The 3,118-nt window shown below is 33.6% G+C and carries 3 protein-coding genes; 2 read left to right on the top strand and 1 reads right to left on the bottom strand.

Annotated elements, in window-relative coordinates; genetic code table 11:
- Window positions 1-991 (top strand): ABC transporter ATP-binding protein (locus J7M77_RS00910; protein WP_296875079.1); only part of this gene is annotated, 991 nt, incomplete at its 5' end.
- Window positions 984-2,843 carry an ABC transporter ATP-binding protein gene (locus tag J7M77_RS00915; RefSeq protein WP_296875080.1) on the top strand — a complete coding sequence of 620 codons (1,860 nt, stop codon included), beginning with the start codon at window positions 984-986 and terminating at the stop codon, window positions 2,841-2,843. The genes J7M77_RS00910 and J7M77_RS00915, both read left to right, overlap by 8 nt.
- 41 nt (window positions 2,844-2,884) lie before the next feature.
- On the opposite strand, the gene J7M77_RS00920 is transcribed toward J7M77_RS00915, so the two are convergent.
- Window positions 2,885-3,118: CorA family divalent cation transporter (locus J7M77_RS00920; RefSeq protein ID WP_296875081.1), on the bottom strand; the 234-nt coding region annotated here is incomplete at its 5' end.

The raw sequence follows: 3,118 nt of genomic DNA on the forward strand, positions 1-3,118 counted from the left end.
AATGTATACTACTATTGTTTGTATTATATTTTTTGGTGGTCAAATGATTTTAGCCAAACAAATGCAAATTGGGGAGTTAACAGGATTTTTGAGTTATGTTCTACAAATTTTAAATTCATTGATGATGCTATCAGCTGTTTTTTTGATGATTACGCGTTCTCTTGCCAGCTGTCAGCGGATCTTTGAAGTATTGGATGAAAAAATAGATATCAATGATCCTAAAACACCACTTACCAAAGTAGTTAAAGGCGATATTGAATTTAAAGATGTTTATTTTAAATATAGTGATGATGCTAAAGAATATGCTTTAAGCAACATCAATTTAACGATACCTTCAGGCAGTACAATTGGTATTTTAGGGGGAACGGGATCAGCGAAAACGACTTTAGTACAGTTGATTCCCCGGTTATATGATGTTAGTGCAGGTTCAATCATGATTGATGGTCATGATGTTCGCGAATATAGTGTCGAACATTTGCGTGATAGTATTGCCATGGTACTGCAAAAAAATACTTTATTTAGCGGAACAATCAAGGAAAATTTATTATGGGGCAATGAACTGGCAACCAATGAAGAAATAGCCTGGGCTAGTAAAATTGCCTGTGTTGATGAATTTATTGGTAATTTTAAAGACGGTTACGAAACTAATTTAGGCCAAGGCGGTATCAATGTTTCTGGTGGTCAAAAACAGCGTTTATGTATTGCCAGAGCTTTATTAAAACACCCTAAAGTATTGATTTTTGATGATTCGACTAGTGCTGTAGATACGGCTACAGAAGCAATGATTCGTGAAGGGTTAGCGAGTTTACAAGATACTACCAAAATAATCATTGCCCAGCGGGTATCATCAATTCTTCATGCCGATTTAATCGTTATCATGGAAGATGGTAAAATCCATGCAGCTGGCAGCCATCAACAGTTATTATCTAGTGATGAAATTTATCAAGAAATTTACTATACTCAATTAAAAGGAGCGAATCCAAATGGCTAGACAACTTACAAATGCAAAACCGCAAAATATGAAAAAGACATTGATTGCGTTTAAAAAGTATATTGGTTATCATAAATATTCATTATTAGTGATTGCCCTTTTAGTTGCAGTTAGTACGGGGGTAAATTTATGGGGAACCTATTCAATTAAAACAGTTGTCAATAAATATATCTTAGTTCAAGATTTTCAAGGATTATTTAGTTTTATTATTTTAATGGCCATAATTTATTTTATTGGTGCTAGTGCAACGGCAATCTATAAGCAAATAATGGTGCGTACAGCTGCTAAGATTACTAAAGAAATTCGACGTGATCTGTTTAATAAAATGCAAAAACTGCCAATTCAATATTTTGATCAAAATAGTCATGGTAATATTATGAGTCGTTTTACTAATGATCTAGATACAATTCAAGATGCTTTAAATAATAGTTTTGATAATGTGATTCAAAGTTTTATTATGATCGTGGGAACATTAATATTGATTTTTGTTTTAAATTGGCAATTATCATTAATCGTGTTAACTTCGATGATCATTATGTATTTATTAATTCAGTATCTAAGTAAACGAAGTAAATATTATTTTAAAAAACAAATGGATGCCATGGGTAATTTAAATGGTTTTGTCGAAGAAATGGTTGATGGTGTTAAAGTTGTTAAGGTCTTTAATCATGAAGAAAAAAATATTGAAGAATTTGACAAACGCAATCAGGCATTACAGTTTGCAGCCAGTGAAGCTTTAACATTTTCGGGACGGACGATTCCTAGTGTTGTTAGTATATCTTATTTAAACTATGCAATCGTTGCTTGTATTGGTGGTTTCATGACGATTGAGAAAATGATGGATCTAGGAAGTTTATCATCGTATTTGGTATTTGTGAGGCAAATTGCGATGCCAATAAATCAATTTACACAGCAGCTGAATTTTATCTTGGCAGCGATGGCTGGGGCTGAAAGAATCTTTGCTATGATCGATGAAAGTGAAGAAATAGATGAAGGTATGGTAACACTAACTGCAGTTGAAAAAGACAAAGATGGAATCTTGCATGAATGTAATTATCATACTGGTTTATGGGCCTGGCGACATCCACGGCTTGATGGTACGATTGAATTAGTTGAACTTCAAGGTGATGTTCGTTTTAATGATGTTGTTTTTGGTTATAATGAAAATCAGGAAATTTTAAAGGGCATTAGTTTGTTTGCAAAACCGGGACAAAAAATTGCTTTTGTCGGTAATACTGGTGCTGGTAAAACAACGATCATCAACTTAATTAATCGTTTTTACGATATTTCTAAAGGAAGTATTACTTATGATGGAATCGATGTTAAATTAATAAAAAAAGATGACTTGCGTCATTCGATTGCAATTGTTTTACAAGATACGCATTTATTTACGGGAACGATAGCTGATAATATTCGCTATGGTAAATTAGATGCTTCGCTAGATGAAGTAAAAGAAGCAGCTAAATTAGCTAATGCTGATAGTTTTATTCGTCGTTTACCTGATGGTTATGATACCTGGTTAAGCGGTGACGGGGCCAATTTATCTCAGGGACAACGGCAATTATTAGCGATTGCCAGAGCGGCAATTGCCAATCCGCCAGTACTGATCTTAGATGAAGCGACTAGTTCGATTGATACGAGAACTGAAAAATTAATCGAACAGGGAATGGATCGCTTAATGGAAAATCGAACAGTTTTTGTCATTGCTCATCGTTTATCAACGGTCCGTCATAGTGATGCAATCATGGTCTTAGATCATGGTAAGATCATTGAACGAGGTGGTCACGAAGAATTATTGAAACAAAAAGGCCGTTATTATAAGTTATATACCGGACAGTTTGAATTAGAATAAGCAAAAAAATAGTTCATAGCTAAGCATATGAACTATTTTTATTAATGAAACATATCTTTTTTCATGAAAATGATCGTAGCAATCACACAGGCAATAACGGCAATTAAAGTTGGAAACCACCATACGGCTACTGGAAGACCCGTTACATTCATTCCATAAAAGCTAAAAATGATATTCGGAATGGCCATAACGATTGTAATTACAGTTAAAACTTTCATGACAATATTTAAGTTATTAGAAATAACTGATGCAAAAGCATCCATTGTACCTGATAA

The organism is Thomasclavelia sp. (assembly GCF_017889095.1).
Taxonomy (GTDB): Bacteria; Bacillota_I; Bacilli_A; order Erysipelotrichales; family Coprobacillaceae; genus Thomasclavelia.